At 42.7% G+C, this 14,046-nt stretch carries 18 protein-coding genes; 7 read left to right on the forward strand and 11 right to left on the reverse strand.

All coding sequences use genetic code 11. The features are described 5' to 3' along the window. Positions 1-2: 2 nt before the first annotated feature. Genes WC841_03860 through WC841_03870 form a run of 3 tightly spaced genes read left to right on the forward strand, consistent with a single transcriptional unit; the run spans position 3 to position 1,936 of the window. The gene (locus tag WC841_03860) at positions 3-713 is read left to right on the forward strand and encodes a Crp/Fnr family transcriptional regulator (protein MFA5828462.1); all 711 of its coding nucleotides are present in this window, start codon (positions 3-5) and stop codon (positions 711-713) included. Between the two features lie 4 nt (positions 714-717). Next, the gene (locus WC841_03865) at positions 718-1,524 is read left to right on the forward strand and encodes an HD domain-containing protein (protein ID MFA5828463.1); all 807 of its coding nucleotides are present in this window, start codon (positions 718-720) and stop codon (positions 1,522-1,524) included. Next, a complete protein-coding gene (locus WC841_03870) occupies positions 1,505-1,936 on the forward strand; it encodes a DUF296 domain-containing protein (GenBank protein ID MFA5828464.1) in 432 nt (143 codons plus the stop codon). The genes WC841_03865 and WC841_03870 overlap by 20 nt, the downstream gene beginning before the upstream one ends. On the opposite strand, the gene WC841_03875 is transcribed toward WC841_03870, so the two are convergent. The 5 genes from WC841_03875 to WC841_03895 all read right to left on the reverse strand — a co-directional run bounded on the left by WC841_03875 (position 1,937) and on the right by WC841_03895 (position 5,131). Continuing rightward, positions 1,937-2,467: a hypothetical protein gene (locus WC841_03875; protein MFA5828465.1), complete on the reverse strand. Its 531-nt coding sequence runs from the start codon at positions 2,465-2,467 to the stop codon at positions 1,937-1,939. It abuts the gene before it with no gap. Between the two features lie 23 nt (positions 2,468-2,490). Further along, a complete protein-coding gene (locus WC841_03880; GenBank protein ID MFA5828466.1) occupies positions 2,491-2,991 on the reverse strand; it encodes a hypothetical protein in 501 nt (166 codons plus the stop codon). Between the two features lie 154 nt (positions 2,992-3,145). Continuing rightward, positions 3,146-3,571 carry an iron-sulfur cluster assembly scaffold protein gene (locus WC841_03885; GenBank protein ID MFA5828467.1) on the reverse strand — a complete coding sequence of 142 codons (426 nt, stop codon included), beginning with the start codon at positions 3,569-3,571 and terminating at the stop codon, positions 3,146-3,148. Beyond that, positions 3,568-4,731, reverse strand: a complete 1,164-nt coding sequence (locus tag WC841_03890) for a cysteine desulfurase family protein (GenBank protein ID MFA5828468.1) — start codon at positions 4,729-4,731, stop codon at positions 3,568-3,570. Before WC841_03890 ends, WC841_03885 begins: the two co-directional genes overlap by 4 nt. Before the next feature lie 46 nt (positions 4,732-4,777). Next, positions 4,778-5,131, reverse strand: coding sequence for a BlaI/MecI/CopY family transcriptional regulator (locus WC841_03895; protein MFA5828469.1), 354 nt, complete (start codon positions 5,129-5,131; stop codon positions 4,778-4,780). A 96-nt stretch (positions 5,132-5,227) separates the two neighbouring features. On the opposite strand from WC841_03895, the gene WC841_03900 reads away from it, so the two are divergent. After that, the gene (locus tag WC841_03900; GenBank protein ID MFA5828470.1) at positions 5,228-5,788 is read left to right on the forward strand and encodes a ferritin family protein; all 561 of its coding nucleotides are present in this window, start codon (positions 5,228-5,230) and stop codon (positions 5,786-5,788) included. On the opposite strand, the gene WC841_03905 is transcribed toward WC841_03900, so the two are convergent. The 4 genes from WC841_03905 to WC841_03920 form a co-directional block, all read right to left on the reverse strand. Next, the gene (locus WC841_03905; GenBank protein MFA5828471.1) at positions 5,754-6,398 is read right to left on the reverse strand and encodes an HAD-IA family hydrolase; all 645 of its coding nucleotides are present in this window, start codon (positions 6,396-6,398) and stop codon (positions 5,754-5,756) included. The two genes, WC841_03900 and WC841_03905, sit on opposite strands and share 35 nt — an antisense overlap. A gap of 98 nt (positions 6,399-6,496) precedes the next feature. Continuing rightward, positions 6,497-7,099, reverse strand: a complete 603-nt coding sequence (locus tag WC841_03910; protein ID MFA5828472.1) for an HD domain-containing protein — start codon at positions 7,097-7,099, stop codon at positions 6,497-6,499. A gap of 33 nt (positions 7,100-7,132) precedes the next feature. Next, complete coding sequence (gene mutM / locus WC841_03915; GenBank protein MFA5828473.1) at positions 7,133-8,080, reverse strand: bifunctional DNA-formamidopyrimidine glycosylase/DNA-(apurinic or apyrimidinic site) lyase; 948 nt, start codon at positions 8,078-8,080, stop codon at positions 7,133-7,135. A gap of 40 nt (positions 8,081-8,120) precedes the next feature. Then, positions 8,121-9,041, reverse strand: coding sequence for a hypothetical protein (locus WC841_03920; GenBank protein MFA5828474.1), 921 nt, complete (start codon positions 9,039-9,041; stop codon positions 8,121-8,123). Positions 9,042-9,125: 84 nt separating this feature from the next. Between WC841_03920 and trxB the strand changes: the two genes are divergently transcribed. Next, complete coding sequence (gene trxB / locus WC841_03925; GenBank protein ID MFA5828475.1) at positions 9,126-10,067, forward strand: thioredoxin-disulfide reductase; 942 nt, start codon at positions 9,126-9,128, stop codon at positions 10,065-10,067. Here trxB and WC841_03930 read toward each other — a convergent pair. After that, positions 10,059-11,192, reverse strand: a complete 1,134-nt coding sequence (locus tag WC841_03930) for a glycosyltransferase (protein ID MFA5828476.1) — start codon at positions 11,190-11,192, stop codon at positions 10,059-10,061. The two genes, trxB and WC841_03930, sit on opposite strands and share 9 nt — an antisense overlap. 48 nt (positions 11,193-11,240) lie before the next feature. Here WC841_03930 and WC841_03935 point away from each other — a divergent pair, with 48 nt between their 5' ends. After that, complete coding sequence (locus tag WC841_03935) at positions 11,241-12,011, forward strand: hypothetical protein (GenBank protein MFA5828477.1); 771 nt, start codon at positions 11,241-11,243, stop codon at positions 12,009-12,011. 37 nt (positions 12,012-12,048) lie between these two features. On the opposite strand, the gene WC841_03940 is transcribed toward WC841_03935, so the two are convergent. Next, the gene (locus WC841_03940) at positions 12,049-12,978 is read right to left on the reverse strand and encodes a 5'-3' exonuclease H3TH domain-containing protein (GenBank protein ID MFA5828478.1); all 930 of its coding nucleotides are present in this window, start codon (positions 12,976-12,978) and stop codon (positions 12,049-12,051) included. A 114-nt stretch (positions 12,979-13,092) separates the two neighbouring features. On the opposite strand from WC841_03940, the gene WC841_03945 reads away from it, so the two are divergent. Then, positions 13,093-14,028: a hypothetical protein gene (locus WC841_03945; GenBank protein ID MFA5828479.1), complete on the forward strand. Its 936-nt coding sequence runs from the start codon at positions 13,093-13,095 to the stop codon at positions 14,026-14,028. Positions 14,029-14,046 lie beyond the last annotated feature (18 nt).

Below are 14,046 nucleotides of genomic sequence, written 5' to 3' on the forward strand. Positions count from 1 at the left end.
AGGTGTTTCATAATAGAGTTGGTGGGGGGTATAATTGCCATAGTCTATTTTTGAAAAGAAAGACGATGGACGAGAAAATTAAAAAGAAATTAGTATCATTTTTTGGTAAATATAAGCTAAAAAGCTACAAAAGCGGAGAAATAATCGTCCGCCCCGGAGAAAAATTTCCCGGATTGGTTTTTGTCAAAAAAGGATATGTAAAAGTCTATACCCTATCCGATAGCGGAAAAGAAATAATCTTGCAGATGTTTAAGCCATTGTTTTATTTTTCCCTGGTTTATTCGATGACAGGATCAACCAACAGATATTATTTTGAGGCGATCGGACCGGTGGAAATGTGGATAGCGCCGGAAAAAGAGGCGGTTAAGTTTATTAAAAGCGACTGCACAATGTGCAGCACGTTAATGAAGGCCATATTGAGCGCGTTTTTAGATTTAAATGTTAGTGTGGAACAGCTAATCTCGGGGAATGCGTATTCTAAAGTGGCAAGTTTTATTGCTTCGGCGGCAGAAAAATATGGGGCAAAGGAAAATCTTTTTACGGTTATTAAGTTTCCGGTAACTCATAAAATGATTGCCAGTATGACAGGACTGACCAGGGAGACGGTAACACTGCAACTTTTGAAAATGGAAAAACAGAAAATAATTGATAATAAAGGGAAAAGGATAACGGTTATTGATTTCGGAAAACTGAAAAAAGCGACAACAGTTTAATATTGTGAACAGAGAAAGCGTTTTGGATTTGGTTAATAAACTATATCTGGAAGACTTGGTAATCGGAAAAAATATTCCGAAAGAGGTAACGATCTGGGCAACAGGGGTAATGATGGAAAACTTTGATGCAGCCGAAAGCGAAGGAGTGAAAGATAAGGTGGTAGGCAAGACAACACACACCAGAGAAGTGGTAGCCGCGGGAGAAGACATTATGAATGGCTCACCAGACGAGAAGTGGGATTTTAGTCTGGGTTTGTTAATATGTTTTTTACACGATATAGGGAGGTTTCTGCAGGCACATAAAAATACATTTTCTGACCAAGTATCGGGGGTTGACCACGCGAGTCTGGGGTGCCAAATGATAAAGGAGGCCGGTTTTAGTAACGAAATAATTGAGGAAGCAATATTTCATCACAGCCGAATAGAGTATTTAGGAGGGAATGCGTATGCAAAGTTAATTCGAGATGCGGATAAGCTGGCAATACTAAGAGTGATTGAAAGATTGACAGGGATGGCCGAAAGGTTGGGTTATTCAAAAGGGAAGCCGTGTAAAATTATAGTTGACAGTTTTGTGGATAAAATAAAGGTTGAAACAAAATATCTTGTGACCAAGGCGGATTGGATTTTATTTTTTGGAACATGGTTTTGGGATTTAAATTTTGAGGTCACGGGAAAAATGGTTTGTAACGAAAAGATACCGGAGAGAATTGTTGATTTACTAACGAGAGAAGGGATGGGTGGACAAGATTTAAAACAAGTAAGGGCGGGAATGTTAGAATTTAAGAAGAACTATGGAATACAAAAAAACTAATCAGGGAATGATTGTTAAAATCGTGAAAGGAGAAAAGATTGTAGAAGAGCTAAAAAAGTTTTGTGAACTTGAGGGGATAAAAAACGGTTGGTTTAGCGGGATTGGGGCGCCGGATTGGGCGGAAATTGCCCACTATAGCGTGGTGGACAAAAAATATAGCTCGTTTGTGCTCGAGGAGCCACTGGAGATGATATCCCTTTTGGGAAATGTATTTTTGGGGCCGGAAAATGAACTGGTAATTCATGCCCATATAAGTGTTGGGCGGCCGGACGGAGAAATGAGGGGCGGGCATTTGGTTGAAGCCCGAATTGGCGGGGCATGCGAGATTTTGTTTACACCGATTGAAGCGAGCCTCAAAAAGAAGTTTGACGAAGAGACGGGGCTGAAGATATTGAATTTGTCAGGCCAGTAATTATTCCCGACAGCAATCAAGGATTTTACCGACAACACCACTGATTTTGCCAAGAAAGTCTGATTTTTTGACCTCTACAGGCTTGTTTTTAGTATCGTCTGCCGTCAGGCTTTTTGAATCGGGCTTGACCATACCAAGATTCAGACCCCAAAAAAGATTGTAGAGATCATAGGCCTTTTTAAAAAAGTCTTCGGCTCCCTTTTTGTCCCCTTTCGTCAATGCTTTGGTGCCAACTTCCATTAAACGCATAGAGGTGGCGAGCAAGTGTTTACTAATACACCAGACTTCGCCCTCATAATCTTTGATTATTTTTTTGAGAAGTTCCTTGCGCATCTCGCGGGCTTGATGAAGAATGTCAAGATACTGGGATTTACCGGTTTTTTGGGCGGTAAAAAACATGTGTTCCTCGATGGAGATAAGATTCATGATGGCAACCGACAAGTCTTCGTCGGAAGACAGATCAAGCTGATGGCCTTTTTCGAGATCTTTAACCTTGGACATGAATTTTTGAAGGTCGGTATTTTTGATCATGGAGTATTTTAGCAACTAATTGCTTAGAGGCGGAAAAATAATTTAAAAAGAAGTGTGGTTACGATGACCAGGCCGACCGGAAAAACAACTTTGGCGTAGGGAAAAAGAGTGCGATGGTGGTTTTTTCTTTTGGTAAAGTCATATAAATAGTTTCCCAAATACATGGTCAACAGGCCCACAAATTGGCCAAGAACAATTTTGTCGACACCCAGGACACGGTTGGTGACACCGCCAATTTGATCGGTAAATTGGAAATAAAACAGGGTTAAACCCATCATAATGAGCGATAGAAAATAGGGATTTTTGACATATTTTATTTTAATTTTTGGGGCCATCCAGAAAGTGATGGCAACGTTGAGGGCAGAAATCCAAACAGAGATTAGAAGATCGTCAATGCCTAATTTTTTGGCAAGATACATACCTCCACCAACAGTAACAATGCAAACAGGACATTGGGCAGAGGCAGGAACGGCGAAAAGCAGACCGGTTAAAATTATTGTTAGAAATAAGGTTATAAACAGCATGTGGTGTTTATTATAAACTACTTCTTTTTTTTGTCGCCACAACCGCAGTCACAGGCGGGCGGGCAGCAACAACAATCGCAATCGCAGACTTTTTTGTCGGTCATTTTATTCCCTTTTAAATATTAACTAAAATATTTCGTGAACCACCTGCTTACTACAAGTGTAGTATTTTTGTTAGTGGTTTGTCAAGTGGTTTAGCTTGATAAATATTGATGGCTTTTTTGAGAGCATCGACGGCCAAAAGCGAACAATGAACTTTTGTGGCGGGGAGGCGGCCTAGGACTTTAATAACGTCATCCCGGGTAATTTGGAGGGCAGATTTTAAAGTTTTACCCTTGGCCAGATCGGTAACGACGCTACTGGTGGCAATAGCGGCGGTACAACCAAGAGTTTCAAATTTAATATTTTTTATAATCTTTTCGCCTTCTTTGTCCCGGCCGATTTTTAGATAAATTTTCATAACATCACCACAAACGGGATTGCCAACTTGGCCGATACTGTCGGGTTTTTTCAGAGAGCCAAAATTGTGAGGGTGGCGGAAGTGTGTTAAAACTTGCGGGGAATATGAGGAAGTGATCATAGTTTGTAGGGAGAAATGTTTCTAAATCTGTTGACAATTTTGGGCAAAATTTGGAGAAGACGATTAATGTCGTCTGCAGTAGTCCAACGGCCAAGACTAAAACGAAGGGAACCATGGGCATTCTCGGGCTTCAGGCCAGTGGCTAACAGGACATGACTTGGCTGAAGGCTTCTTGAAGAACAGGCAGAACCGGTAGAACAATAAATTTTTCCAAACGACAGCTCCATTAAAAGCGATTCCCCTTCTACCCGGGCAAAAGAAATATTGACATTGTTTGGCAATCTTTGAACAGGGTCACCGTTTAGCCAAGAGTAGCTAATGGTTGAAAGAATACCGGAAATTAATTTGTCCCTGAGGGCAGAAAGACGTTTGGCTTCTTTTTCCATTTCCTGAAGACAAAGTTTGGCGGCCTCGGCGAAACCGACGATTAAGGGAGTATTAACGGTGGAAGAGCGTAAGCCTGACTCGTGGCCCCCGCCATGAAGAAGAGGCTCGATTTTGGTATCCTTGCGGATATAAAGACAGGAAACACCTTTGGGGCCATAGATTTTGTGAGAGGAGGCGGTGAGTAAATCTATATTCATAGCATCGACGTCAAGGGGGATTTTCCCAAAACTTTGAACGGCGTCGGTGTGGAAATAAACCTTGTGATTACGGCATATTTTGCCAATTTGAGCAATATCCTGAATCGTGCCGATTTCGTTGTTGGCGTGGATGACGGAAAGCAAGATAGTGTCGGGGCGGAGGGCAGATTTGACATCTTTTGGATTTACAAAACCTAATTTGTCAACCTTAAGACGGGTGATTTCGAAACCTTGTTTCTCGAGCCATTTGGCGCTTTCCAAAATGCAATCATGTTCGATTGAAGAAATGATAATATGTTTTCCCCGAGTGCGATTGGCAAAAGCAATACCTTTGAGAACAGTATTGTTGCTTTCGGTGGCGGAAGAAGTAAATATAATTTCTTCCGGATTGGCATTGATAACAGAAGCAATTACTTCCCTACCTAATTCTACGGCCAGTGAGGCTTTTTGACCAAGAGAGTGGAGGGAGGCGGGGTTTCCGAAGTTATTTTTGAAGTGGGGCAGCATGGCCGACATAACCCGAGGGTCAATGGGAGTGGTGGCAGCGTTGTCAAGATAGATTGGTTTGGTGGTCACTTACTACGAGTGTAGTATTATCCGGGCGGATTGTCAAGCCAGAAAATTAGAGTTTGTAACCGGAAGTTTTGGCGATTTTTTTGAAAGAATCGACAGTCAGTTTGCCGTAGGTTTTGAAAAGACGGGTGAACAGGTCTTCGAGGCAGTGGCAACTAAAAACTGCTTTTGTGCTTTTGGGAGAGTAAAAGTAAACTTTGCCGACAAGTTTGCGGCCGACAAGTTTTTTCTCGGCCATGCGCTTGAGGACGGTCATAACGGTGGTATAAGCATACTTTTCCTTGAGTTTGGACAAAACTTCCTGGGGTTTGAGGGGATTTTTGGAGGCCCAAAGAATATCCATGATTTTTTGCTCAAGACTGCCAAGGAGATGACATTTGGTGGAGTTACAGTTACATTCCATATACTACGATTGTAGCAGGACGTAATATAATTTACCAGAATAAATTATAAACGTCCTTTGAAATGGAGGGGCAGGCAGGATGTTACAATGGTTTGTATGACAAAGACACAAGAAAATCTTTTGAAAGCGTTTGCCGGGGAGAGCCAGGCGAGAAATAAATATTTAACGTTTGCCAAAATGGCCAGAAAAGAAGGGTACGAGTGGATTGCCAGAGTTTTTGAGGAAACAGCGGACAATGAAAGAGTCCACGCCGAAGAACTTTTTGAGATGATTACAGAAAAAGTGATGATAAGCGGAAACCTGGAAATACTTCCCTACTCAAGCAAGACGGTGGAAAATTTAAAAATGGCAGCAGAGGGAGAAAAATATGAGTGGACAACGATGTATCCTGATTTTGAAAAGATGGCAAAAGAAGAGGGCCAGACAGAAGCAGCCAGACTGTTTGAGGAGCTAAAGGAAACCGAGGAAAAACACGAAGAAAGATACATAATCCTGGCTCGACATATGGATGCTGGGACACTTTATAATCAGGAGAAAGAGCTGGAATGGAAATGCCTTAACTGCGGGTATATTCATTTTGGGAAAACACCACCGCCAACCTGCCCGTTGTGCAAAAAGGTACTTACTTGGTATGAACCGTTGGGGCTGGTAAGGTAGAGATAATTTCTTTTGGTAGATATTGGGAGAGATCGGAGAAAAGTTGGCTATATCCGATGAAAAGGAGGGCATTAATACCCAGGTCTTTGGCTCCGGCGATGTTTTCGGGTTTGTCGTCGATAAAAATAACTTCATTTGGGTGACAGTTGACGTATTTAAATATTTCCTGATAAATAAGAGGGGCGGGTTTGCGGATACCTACCAGACAAGAGATGATATGAAACTGAAAAAGATGGTTGAGTGGTCGATAGATGTAGGGAATATAGTAATTTTCGCCATTGGAAAGATAACCCAGGGAATAATAAGGTTTTAGTTTTTTTATTAAATTTACGACATCACGGTTTAAATATTTCTTATAAATTGTGGGGGATAGAAATTTGCTCAAGATATCATCTAATTGTTTTTGGCTAACATTCGGGTTAAATGTGCGGCACCAGGATAAGAGCCGAAGCTGATCAGTTTCGAAATCCTGGTAAACTTTTTCATATTCCCGGCGATAAGTTGCAGGAGTAATATTTAAAAATTTGGCAAGATTGACATGAAAGCGTTGACAAGGAACTTCGTAATCCCATATCACGTTACCGACATCGAAAACGATAGTTTTGATCATAGGTTTATTATAACCGTTGGCAGGGCTCGCCTGTTCTTTGTACCAAAAACCATTTACTTGATATGAACCGTTGGGGCGTTGGGGTGGGTGAAGACAAACTAAGATTCCATTTTTTCAAAATATTCAATGAAGGCCGGAAGAAGCTTTGAAAGGAATTGTTTCCCAAGATCTGTTTTAAACTTAGGGATTCTTTTCTTTTTTAAACCATCTATATATTTTAATCCGTCTTCTTTTTTAAAAGTCGGAGATAGCCTTTGTAAATCGATTGCTCCAAGAGTATCCGCCTCTACTAAAACTGTCTCCTCCCTGCTTTTCCCGACTACTTCAAGATTATCGTGTACTTCGACCAAATGAATGATTTCTTCTATTTGTTCGGTGGTATACAAAGGAGTAATTTCGGACATCTGGAAAAATGCTCTTGCGAGTTTTGCTCCATTTGTCATGTGGAGCAGTTTTTTGTCCATAATCTGGGAGTGCTGTGTCGAGTCAGAATTTTCAAATAATCCATAGTATCCAACATCATGTAACCAAGCGGCTGTATAAAGAACTTCTGCGTCTAATCCTTCAGAGAGGGCTATTTTTTCGGCGTAAAAGGCAACTGCTCTTGTGTGTTTTATGTCCCACCCTGATCTTCCTTGTTCAAGAAATTTAAGAGCGTAATTTTCCACCCCCGCTCTTAAGCTTTTTATTCTTCCCGGCATAGTCAGAATTGTATCACTCTGATAATTATTATTTTATTCTTTTTGACATTTAGGGCAAAAGAAGGTGCCGCGGCCGCCGACTTTTGTATAAACTATTGGAGTTTTACACTTTGGACAGGGCTGCCCTGCCCTTTGGTAAACGCGAAAATGAAATTGGTTTGAACCTTTGGACCCGTCGGGTTTGATATAGCCATTATCTTTGGCGGTAGAACCGCCGGCCAGAACAGACTGATGCATGATGGAGAGGAGAGAGCGAAAAAGCGATAGAGCTTTGGAGCGTGAAATTTGACGGGAGGGGGTGGAGGGGTGAATGCCGGATAAAAAAAGTGCATCATTGGCATAAATATTGCCGATGCCGGCGAATTTTGATTGGTCGAGAAGAACGGTTTTGACGGGAGCTGAAGATCGTTGGAGCTGTGCAAAAAAATACTTAGGAGAAAATTTGGGAGAAAAAATATCGAGGCCAAGATTGGATTGGGATTTGGCAAGCTCGTCTGGAGAGAGAAGTTTGACCCAGCCAAATTTGCGTTGATCGTTGAAAAATAAAAAACTCTCCCCTCTCCCCTCCCTTGACCCTCCTGACGGCGGGCAGGCAGGGGGGGAGAGTTTGAGGACGAGACGGGTGGATTTGTTAGGCCATCCTTCGCCAAGGCTTCGGAATGGTGTAGGATGACCAAAAACAAAATCTCCCCTCGATCCCCTCTTTTCCGCCACAGGCGGACAGGGAGAGAGAGGGGAAAAGATGATTTGGCCGGTCATTTTAAGATGGAATAAAAGAATTAAATTATTGTCCAAAATTAATGATAATTGCTTGCCGATGCGAGAAATGCTGATAATTTTTTGCCCCTCGACGCGCTTCGCTTGCTCGGGATTACCAATAAACGACTTTGGAGTAAGAATATCTATTTTGGCGACAATAAGACCTTTAATTTTTTGATCTAAAAATTGGCGGATGACTTCGACTTCGGGTAATTCAGGCATAGATCAATTATAAATTACGAATTACGAATTGAAAACATCATTAAGTCAGGTCGTCCAGATCGATGGCGGAGATAGAATTGTTTTTGGCCAGACGTTCCAGACCGACACGCATATCAGACATGTTGTCCTGGATTGAAGAAAAAGAATTCAGGAGAACTTGGGTTTGGGAAACATAGCCCATAATCAACACAAGGTCGGATAATTGCCGGCTGCCGGAAACGGTAAGGCCGATTAGATACAAAAGAATACCCGAGTAGAAAAAGACGGCAGTATTCTGGAGAAGAGACCATTCGGCAAAACCAAAAGCGGTTAGACGACGGAAATGACGAGTCCAGGTTTTTTGTTCCAGGTCAAAATCGCCGCTGTCCTGGAGTTTGGCATAATAGGCTTCAGTTTTGCCATTGAGAATATCTTTTAAATTGGCGTACCTTTGGGTAGAATAGTAGTCGATAAAGTAATAAACCAGAATATAAGCAATGGTGGCGGTGAAAATCTGGAAATCAAGAACCATAAGAATGGCGGGGATAAAAATAACAGAAACAAGACTGTCGATGCCAGGCTGTTTGATAAGATTTAGGGTGACAGAGGAGGCATCGGCAAAATTACGAACGGCCTGAACGGCGGCGTGGCGATCCTCTTTGGTTTCACAATGAATACCGGTTAAAAAAACATTGTGGATATCAAATGAAATGTTGGCAATTTCGTATTCTAATTTGGTGATTGATAAAAGACGGAGATAGTTGTCGGCAATACGGATAATAAATATCCAAAAAACGGCCAGGGAAATTTGGGCCAAATTTTGGTGCTGCTCTATGAGTTTGATAACTCCGGAAAACTGGTAGATAGTAACCAATGGGAGAATGGCTGAGATAAAGCGGATAACTAACCAGAAGAAAAATCGGGACTTATTGGTGACTAGTTTCAGAATAAAACCGAAAACTTGGCGTGATTTGCGGCTCATGTTGTTATATGTATCAAGTATCTAGTATTTAGTATCCAGTATCAAGAATTAGAAAAAATTTTTCGCAATGGTAAAATCGAAGTTATGGAAGAAAATATTTATGACACAGTAATTATCGGCTCGGGGCCGGCGGGAATGACAGCGGCGATTTACACGGTGAGGGCTCAACTCAAAACTTTGGTAATTGCCGGAAATCAGCCCGGGGGGCAGCTAACGGTAACAACCGTGGTAGAGAATTTCCCTGGTTTTGTTGATGGAATTGGCGGGGTAAAACTGATGATGGACATGATGGCTCAGGCAAAAAAACTAGGGGCAGAAGTACGACAAGGAATAGTAAAGTCGGTGGAAAAAAAGGCGGATGGCTCTTTTGAAGTTGAGCTGGTGAGCGGGGAAAAGATCGAAACAAGGGCGGTGATTGTGGCAACCGGAGCAGGGGCGAAGTGGCTGGGCCTATTGAGAGAAAAGGAGTTAATTGGAAGAGGGGTGAGCGGGTGCGCGGTCTGCGACGGAATTTTTTATAAGGGCAAGGTGGTGGCGATGATTGGCGGAGGGAATGCGGCCTGCGAAGAGACTTCATTTCTGGCAAAAATCGCCAGTAAGGTTTATATAATTCACAGGCGGGACAAATTTAGAGCTAGCCCATCGGTACAGAAGAAAATAATTGATAATCCAAAAGTTGAAAAAATATGGAACAGTGAAGTGGTCGAGATTGGGGGTGAGACGAAGGTAGAGAGTATCAAGATTAAAGATAATGTGACGGGTGAAGAAAGGGTTTTACCGGTTGATGGAATATTTGTGGCTATCGGCCGGGTGCCGGCGACCGAATTTTTGAAAGGAGTGGTGGAATTGGGAGAAGATGGGCATGTGGTGGTGGGGAAAAACACGCAGTATTCACGGATGACCAGTCTAGAGGGGATATTTGCCGCCGGCGACTGTTCGGATACTATATATCGGCAGGCAATTGTGGCGGCCGGGGATGGGGGCAGAGCGGCAATGGACGCGGAAAGGTGGCTGAATTCAAGATAAAACTTGGTTTTTTATTTTTTCTACGAATTTGGCTTTGGAGAAATTTTGGGCCCGGGAGATACAGTCTTGGGATGATATTTTGAGTTTGTCTAACTTTTTGATAGCGGAAATACAAGACTTCGGAGTTAAATCATCAAACAGAACACCGGTTTTGCCATCAATGACGGTTTCGGCGGTACCACCACTGTTGTGACCGATTACGGGACAACCATAAGACATAGCTTCAACGGGAACAATGCCAAAATCTTCGTTGTCGGAACAAAAAATAAAAGCTTTGGCACCGGACAACAGTTCACTTTTTTGCGCCTGGGTAACTTCACCTAAAAATTCGATAGTCGGGCCAGCAATGTCTTTTAGTTCACTTTCATAACCGGCAAAATCACGGCCAAAAATTTTGAGAGGAAGGTGGAGTGCGTTGCAGGCTTGAATGGCGATGTCGTAGCGTTTGGCGCGAGCCAATCTTCCTCCTGTAAGATAAAAACGCTTGTTTAAATCCCTCTCGGCTTCGCCGCTTCTCCCTTTGACAAGGGAGACTTTCAAAACGGGTAAGTCGACAGGGGGATTAATTATTATTGAGTCCTTACGATAGAATTTTTGGATACGGGCGGTGGTGGTGGCGGAGTTGGCAATAAATTGGTCAACATTTTGGGCATATTTGAAATCTAAAAGACGGAAAAAGTGAAGAAGGATCTGGAGAGGTAAATTTAAAAGCGGATATTTTGACACGTCGCGGGCAGTGGCCAATCCATAAAGATAGCGGGGCGGGGTGTGACAATAACAGATTAGTTCGGCGGATTTTTTATTTAAAGAATTGGGGAAAAAAGCGCCGGTGGCAGAAGTAATGATTAAGTCAAAAGTCGAAAAGTCAAAAAGTCTAAAAGCCAGAGGGGAAAGAAAACGGAGAGGGCTGAGAAGTTTTGAAGCAAAGGGAAGGTATTGAAAAAAACTTTGGTGAATACGATGTGACCATTTTTTTTCCAGGCGGGCACGGTGAGGGCCAAAACTGGAGGGGCAGTAAAGGGACGTGTAAATGGGAGCACCGGGAAAAATGTCGGACAGTGTTTCAAAAACTGATTCGGCCCCGCCGTATTCTTTGAGATAATCATGAACAAGAGCGATTCTCATGACTGATTATAACTTAGAGCGGAAAACATAACGTTATAATAAGAGGCAATGAAACACACGGTCGTTTTTTCCATCCATGATACTGCCGGAATAATATTTGACTTGGTGGAACAAATAACGCCAACCTTGCAGGAAATATTTAGCCGGGCAGTAGTTAGCATTACCCCAAAGACGGAAGAAACTCAGGAGAGGCGGGTGGAAAAAATGGGAAGAGACGGGTTTTTTGAGCTGTGTAAAAATGAACCGGGAACAATGGTGGGAGATCATTATATGAAGGCGGTCAGGACGGCCCTGGAGAGGAGTGAGGAAGATGAGGTGATTCATGTTTGCACCCCGGACAGATTGGCGTTGGCGATAGTGAAGCATAAAAATGAATTTTTGAAAGACATGGAAGAGGAGAGGAAAGAGGAGAGGCCGATACTTTACGAAAGATCGGATTTTGCCTGGTCGACGCACCCAATAAATTATCGGGCAATTGAATCAATGGCAGCCAATTTGGGAAAGATACTTTTTGGAAAAGAACTGGATTTTTTCTGGTGTGATTTGGCAGTAAGAGCAGGATTGTTGAAAACGGCGGCAGAAAAGGTGAAGTCTTCTGATTTTACGGTATTAGCGGAGCTTATTTTGCCACTAAAAGACGAATTGATAGTAAAGAAGGTTGATTGGTTGGAATGGGAAGACCCGTTTATTTTTGCGAAAGAACCGGAGGGTTTTAAAAAAGAAAGAGAGGCGTCAGAGGAAGAAAATCGAAAAAGATTGGGGTATGTGGTGGCAACGATAGAGTGGCTGTTGGCGGCACAAAAAGATTCTGGCGTGTAAAGATTGCCACGCTTCGCTCGCAATGACGTGGTGATGGTTAAAAAAGGCTGGCCTGGTTGGAGTCAATTATAATTTTTTTGGAAGATTTTTTGGGTTTGAGACCGAGCTTTTTGGTGGCACGGGTGATGAGAGAACGAAAATTATATTCTTGGAATAAGGGGAGAAGGTCTTCAAATTTTTTTTCAGTCCAACGGGCGGATTTGAGGGTAAATTTTAGAGGAATATTGGTAACTAATGTGGCGAGTTTTTGGGATAAATAGGCATTTTCTTTGTCCTTTTCCAGCTTTTCCCTGATAGATGGTTTGATTTCGCCTAGATGCTCATAAATATTGTCTAAAGTTTGGTATTTTTCTAAAAGATCGACGGCAACGACAGGGCCAATGCCGGCAACACCGGGATAATTGTCGGACATATCCCCCATCAGGGCCTTGAGATCGATAACCTGATTGGGATTGACACCTAATTTTTCTTTGACGTCTTTTGGTTCGTAAATTTTTGTTTCGGAAAGGCCGCGGATTGGAACAAACAAATTAACCCGCGGACCAACCAGTTGCATTAGATCTTTGTCACCGGTGATGATGGTAATTTTTAGTTTAGATTTTTTTTTGAGAGATTTAATGGCAAGAGTAGCAATCAAGTCGTCGGCCTCAAAACCACCCATGGCGTAGTGGGAAATGCCAGCTTTTTTGAGAGTACTCGGCAACTGCGGAAGTTGGGAAATTAATTCCCTATCGGCGGGTTTACGCTTGGCCCGATAGCCAATAAATTCCTGATTGCGGAAATTGGGACCCGGGGAGTCGAGACAAACCATCAGATAATTTGGTTTTAAAATTTCAATTGAGGACAAAATCATGGAGTAAAAACCATAGATGGCATTTACTGGCTGGCCGTTGGTAGTAAGGGGTGGGATAGAGTGATAGGCACGGTGAGCAATAGCATGGCCATCGACAATAACAAGATGAGACATGGAGAAATTATACAATGCTTTGGGCGGGCAGTAAGTTGCGCGACGGACAATACTTTATTTGCTAAGCAAAGTTTCCTTTAGATAAAACAGGTGCTGATAGGGTAAAATTTGGTGATGAGTCAGCACGCGATTCCACAACAGATATCATCCTACGAATTTAAATTGGTAGGAGAAATGACACTGAAACAGTTTGCCAAGGCGGCCGCCGGAGTAATTTTGGCACTATTGATAAACAGCACCAAGCTGATATTTTTTGTGAAATGGCCACTGATCGCGATAACAGCAGGAGGAGGATTGGCACTGGCCTTTGTTCCCTACCAGGACAGGCCTCTGGAAACATGGATTGGGGCTTTTTTAAAATCAATATATGCGCCAACGATTTTTCTTTATAAAAAAAGGGCTAATCAGAATTGGCTTGATATTGACATGGTAAAAGCCAAAGAGGAAGAACGGGAAGCGGCCGAAGCCAGTCAAGCGCCTTTGGCGATGAAAAGCCAGGATAAGGTGAGGGAGTTTATCCAATCACTGCCTTCGGTTAAAAAGGAAACGATAGACCAGGGCAATCAAGGACAGGAGCTTGGGGCGGTGGCGGACAAGGTGGCGATGGGAAAGACAATGGAGGCTTCGAAAGTAGCGTCGGTTGGGCAGGGTAGTGGCGAGACAGCAATCAGTGAAGCATCCGAAAGAGAGGGCTGGAAAGAGGCGGCGGCCAAACTTGATTTGAAAACAGAAAAACTCAAGGCTACCGGCCAGGCGGTTTTTGGAGCAATACCAATGCCCGACATCCCGGAGCTACCTAATTTAATCGTGGGGATGGTAACGGACAAGGAAGGAAAAATAGTGGAGGGAGCAATCGTGGAGATATTGGATTCGCAGGGAAATCCGGCGAGAGTACTAAAAACAAATCCGTTGGGACAGTTTAAATCGTCAACACAGTTAACCAGCGGCAAATATTTGATAACAACCGAAAAGGACAATTATGATTTTGACAGGATTTCACTTGATTTAACGGGACAATTAGTTCAGCCAATAAAAATATTGGCTAAATAAAGTTTTGAAACTAAGGTA

This window comes from Candidatus Shapirobacteria bacterium (genome assembly GCA_041659325.1).
In the GTDB taxonomy this organism is placed as follows: Bacteria; Patescibacteriota; Microgenomatia; order UBA12405; family UBA12405; genus JBAZYN01.

Bases quoted from the DNA above. Each gene is read 5' to 3' on its own strand.
- WC841_03870 (MFA5828464.1), top strand. From the start codon at position 1,505: ATGGAATACAAAAAAACTAATCAGGGAATGATTGTTAAAATCGTGAAA.
- WC841_03875 (MFA5828465.1), bottom strand. From the start codon at position 2,467: ATGATCAAAAATACCGACCTTCAAAAATTCATGTCCAAGGTTAAAGAT.
- WC841_03880 (MFA5828466.1), bottom strand. From the start codon at position 2,991: ATGCTGTTTATAACCTTATTTCTAACAATAATTTTAACCGGTCTGCTT.
- WC841_03885 (MFA5828467.1), bottom strand. From the start codon at position 3,571: ATGATCACTTCCTCATATTCCCCGCAAGTTTTAACACACTTCCGCCAC.
- WC841_03895 (MFA5828469.1), bottom strand. From the start codon at position 5,131: ATGGAATGTAACTGTAACTCCACCAAATGTCATCTCCTTGGCAGTCTT.
- WC841_03900 (MFA5828470.1), top strand. From the start codon at position 5,228: ATGACAAAGACACAAGAAAATCTTTTGAAAGCGTTTGCCGGGGAGAGC.
- WC841_03905 (MFA5828471.1), bottom strand. From the start codon at position 6,398: ATGATCAAAACTATCGTTTTCGATGTCGGTAACGTGATATGGGATTAC.
- WC841_03910 (MFA5828472.1), bottom strand. From the start codon at position 7,099: ATGCCGGGAAGAATAAAAAGCTTAAGAGCGGGGGTGGAAAATTACGCT.
- mutM (MFA5828473.1), bottom strand. From the start codon at position 8,080: ATGCCTGAATTACCCGAAGTCGAAGTCATCCGCCAATTTTTAGATCAA.
- WC841_03920 (MFA5828474.1), bottom strand. From the start codon at position 9,041: ATGAGCCGCAAATCACGCCAAGTTTTCGGTTTTATTCTGAAACTAGTC.
- trxB (MFA5828475.1), top strand. From the start codon at position 9,126: ATGGAAGAAAATATTTATGACACAGTAATTATCGGCTCGGGGCCGGCG.
- WC841_03930 (MFA5828476.1), bottom strand. From the start codon at position 11,192: ATGAGAATCGCTCTTGTTCATGATTATCTCAAAGAATACGGCGGGGCC.
- WC841_03935 (MFA5828477.1), top strand. From the start codon at position 11,241: ATGAAACACACGGTCGTTTTTTCCATCCATGATACTGCCGGAATAATA.
- WC841_03940 (MFA5828478.1), bottom strand. From the start codon at position 12,978: ATGTCTCATCTTGTTATTGTCGATGGCCATGCTATTGCTCACCGTGCC.
- WC841_03945 (MFA5828479.1), top strand. From the start codon at position 13,093: ATGAGTCAGCACGCGATTCCACAACAGATATCATCCTACGAATTTAAA.